The sequence below is a fragment of the Coleofasciculus sp. genome, assembly GCF_046565525.1.
Taxonomy (GTDB): domain Bacteria; phylum Cyanobacteriota; class Cyanobacteriia; order Cyanobacteriales; family Coleofasciculaceae; genus Coleofasciculus.
Genome location: NZ_JBKHUP010000222.1, coordinates 1 through 3,032 on the forward strand (window position 1 = coordinate 1; position 3,032 = coordinate 3,032).

The window sequence follows — 3,032 nt, forward strand, 5'->3', positions numbered from 1 at the left end:
TACTTTGATAATGTCAGCTTTAGCTACTCCTCTGATAGAGGCGGGGTGAAAAATCTATCGCTGAAGATTCGCCAAGGGGACTTTGCTGTATTTGTCGGTCAGAGTGGCGCAGGCAAAAGTACAATTGTCAATTTGCTGACGCGATTTTATGACCCGGATAAGGGACGCATTCTGTTTGATGGAGTTGATTTACGCGACTGCACTATACGCTCCCTCCGTTCTCAAATCGGAGTGGTTTCTCAAGAGGTGATTTTGTTTAATGGCTCGGTGCGGGAAAACATCCGCATGGGGTATCTGGATGCTAGTGACGAAGAGGTAGAAGCCGCCGCTAAATCGGCAGAAATTCACAATTTTATTTTGACTTTACCTCAAGGTTATGACACACCTGTTGGCGACAGGGGGGGACAGTTATCAGGGGGACAACGGCAAAGAATGGCTCTAGCTAGAGCCTTGGTGAGAAATCCAGCCATTCTAATTCTGGATGAAGCTACATCAGCATTAGACCCCGCCACGGAAGCGGAAATCATGACAACGTTAGAGCGTATTGCCAAGAAGTGTACGGTGATTGTCATTACCCACCGCATGGCTCATGCGTTGCGTGCGGACACAGTTTTTGTGATGAATAAAGGGTGTCTCGTTGTTAGTGGTTAATCTACAGATTTGATTCAACAAGGAGGAATGTATGCCACAGTTTTACAACCAATTAATGGAGAAAATATCAATGTTACAAGGATTATCTGTGCCTAGCAGTAAGCTGTTTGTCTGGGCGTTTATTCCCTACCGTGTCACGGAACAAGGGATGATTAGCGAATACTACGACAGTTTAGCTTATCGTCAGGAACTGGCAGATGTCTTTGCAGAGCTTGGTATAGCGTGGAAGTGGCAACCGCTCACCTTGGAGAATATGCACGCAATTGTTGAGGAGGTGGCGGCTTCTAGTAAAGAGTACATTCCATTAGTCTTAAACTATTGCGATGGATTTGAAGAGCTTGATGGCTACCCAGGCTTTTCTCTGGTGAAACTCTTGGAAGAAAAAGGCATTATTTTTACAGGAGCAGATGCTAACTTTTGCCATCTGTGTGACAACAAAATTTTAATGAAGCGTGATTTGGTCGATGCAGGTGTGGCTACTGCTCCCTATGAAGTCATTGCTAACATCAACCACATGGAAGGAGTGTGTAAGCGACTTGGCACTCCTCTGATTGTGAAACCTGCAACCTCTTATGGGAGTCATGGAATTTCCTTAAGTTCAGTAGTTTTCAGCGATGAGCAGGTGAGAGTACAAGTTCAACGCTTGCTCTCTGGACAGCATGGGATGCATTTTCCGCCGGACAGCATCTTTGTGGAACGGTTTATCAATGGTTCTGAGTTTACAGTTTTCATTGTCGGTTCTGCTCAAAAACCAGAACACATTAAAGTCTATCCACCTATGGAACGAGTGTTTCACTCCAGCTTGCCTGAAACCGAACAATTTTTGGCTTACGACAGAGAAAAAGATGAACAAAAAAGTTCCCTCTCACCTCAAAAACCACTCTGTCACTACCAACTGGTTGCTTCAGAATTGCAAGAAAGACTTTGCGAGTTAAGCAAGCGTGCCTACTATGCTGTTGGTGGCAATGGATATGGACGAGTTGATGTGCGAATGGATAAAGTTTCCCAAGAACTGTTTGTTCTTGAGGTGAATCCTAACTGTGCTTTATCTTCTTTTCCTATCTCTGAAGAATGTGGCTCTAGAGAAGCCGAAAAACATTGGGAAACCTCTGTTGGAACTATCCTGCATTTTTCTGGTATCCCGTTTGCTCAAGTGATGTCAGAAATCATGGCAGAGGCTTTTGTTAGGCATTCTACCAAGTCACGCTCGGTAAGCAAAGCAGCCTGAAAGTTTACTGATATTACTGTCAACCCAAAAAACTACAAAAACAATGATAACTTCGCCAAAATTTCCTGTGCCTAGCAATCAGCTATTTGTCTGGGTATTTATTCCTTACCGTATTACAGAACAAGGATTGGTTAGTGAAGAATACGATACTCCTTCAGGTCGTCAGGAACTGGCAGACGTATTTGCAGAACTCGGCATCAAATGGAAGTGGCAGCCAATCACTTTTGAAAATATGCACGAAGTTATTGAGGAGGTAGCTACTTCCAGCAAGGAGTACGTTCCAGTGGTACTGAACTATTGTGCTGGGGATGAAGACCCCAACTTCCCTGGCACTTGCATCATCAAACTACTGGAAGCGAAAGGTATCCTCTTTACGGGAGCAAATTCTACCTTTGATTATTTCTGCTCATCTAAACTCAGAATGAAGCGTGCTTTTGTTGAAGCGGGTGTAGCTACGGCTCCCTACGAAGTCATTGCAGACCCTAGTCACGTTCAGGGAGTTTGCGAACGTCTTGGTACTCCTTTAATTGTAAAACCAGCGATGTCTATGGGAAGCCGAGGGCTTTCTTTACAGTCGGTTGTAGAAAGTGATGAACAGGTGAGTAAACAAGTCCAATGGCTGCTCCAAGGACAGCATGATATGCAATTCCCACCGGACAGTATTTTTGTGGAACGGTTCATCAATGGTCGTGAATTTACAGTCTTCCTGTTAGGTTCTACCCAGCAGCCAGAGAGCATCAAAATCTATCCACCTGCGGAACGGGTGTTTCACTCCAACTTGCCTGAAACTGAACAATTTTTGGCTTACGAAAGAGCGTGGGCAAAAGAAGAATCTTCTTTGTCATTGGGAGAACCGTTTTACCGCTACCAATTAGTTGCTTCTGATTTGCATGATAGGCTTTGCGAATTAAGCAAGCACGCTTACTGTGCAGTTGGCGGTAATGGATACACACGAGTAGATATACGCATGGATAAAGCCTCTCAAGAAATCTTTGTTCTGGAGGTGAATCCTAACTGTGGTATTTCTTCTATACCTCTGTTTGATTTCTCCAATCCAAGTGCAACATCAGTTGGTACTAAGCTGTCATGCATTTAAACTGTGATAAGAGCATTACCCTTATTTTTCAGTTTGCGCCCCCAGTTAATAACTAGC

Annotated in this window: 3 protein-coding genes; all 3 read left to right on the forward strand. The window is 44.1% G+C overall.

What is annotated here, in order from left to right:
- Positions 1-651 (forward strand): ABC transporter ATP-binding protein (locus ACLGGO_RS35215; protein ID WP_446422801.1); only part of this gene is annotated, 651 nt, incomplete at its 5' end.
- A 31-nt stretch (positions 652-682) separates the two neighbouring features.
- Entirely contained in the window at positions 683-1,879 is a 1,197-nt protein-coding gene (locus tag ACLGGO_RS35220; RefSeq protein ID WP_446422802.1) for a hypothetical protein, read from the forward strand.
- Between the two features lie 43 nt (positions 1,880-1,922).
- The gene (locus ACLGGO_RS35225) at positions 1,923-2,975 is read left to right on the forward strand and encodes an ATP-binding protein (RefSeq protein WP_446422803.1); all 1,053 of its coding nucleotides are present in this window, start codon (positions 1,923-1,925) and stop codon (positions 2,973-2,975) included.
- Positions 2,976-3,032: the final 57 nt, after the last annotated feature.

Excerpts from the sequence above, each read along its gene's own strand:
- ACLGGO_RS35220 (WP_446422802.1), top strand. The coding sequence starts at position 683 with ATGCCACAGTTTTACAACCAATTAATGGAGAAAATATCAATGTTACAA.
- ACLGGO_RS35225 (WP_446422803.1), top strand. The coding sequence starts at position 1,923 with ATGATAACTTCGCCAAAATTTCCTGTGCCTAGCAATCAGCTATTTGTC.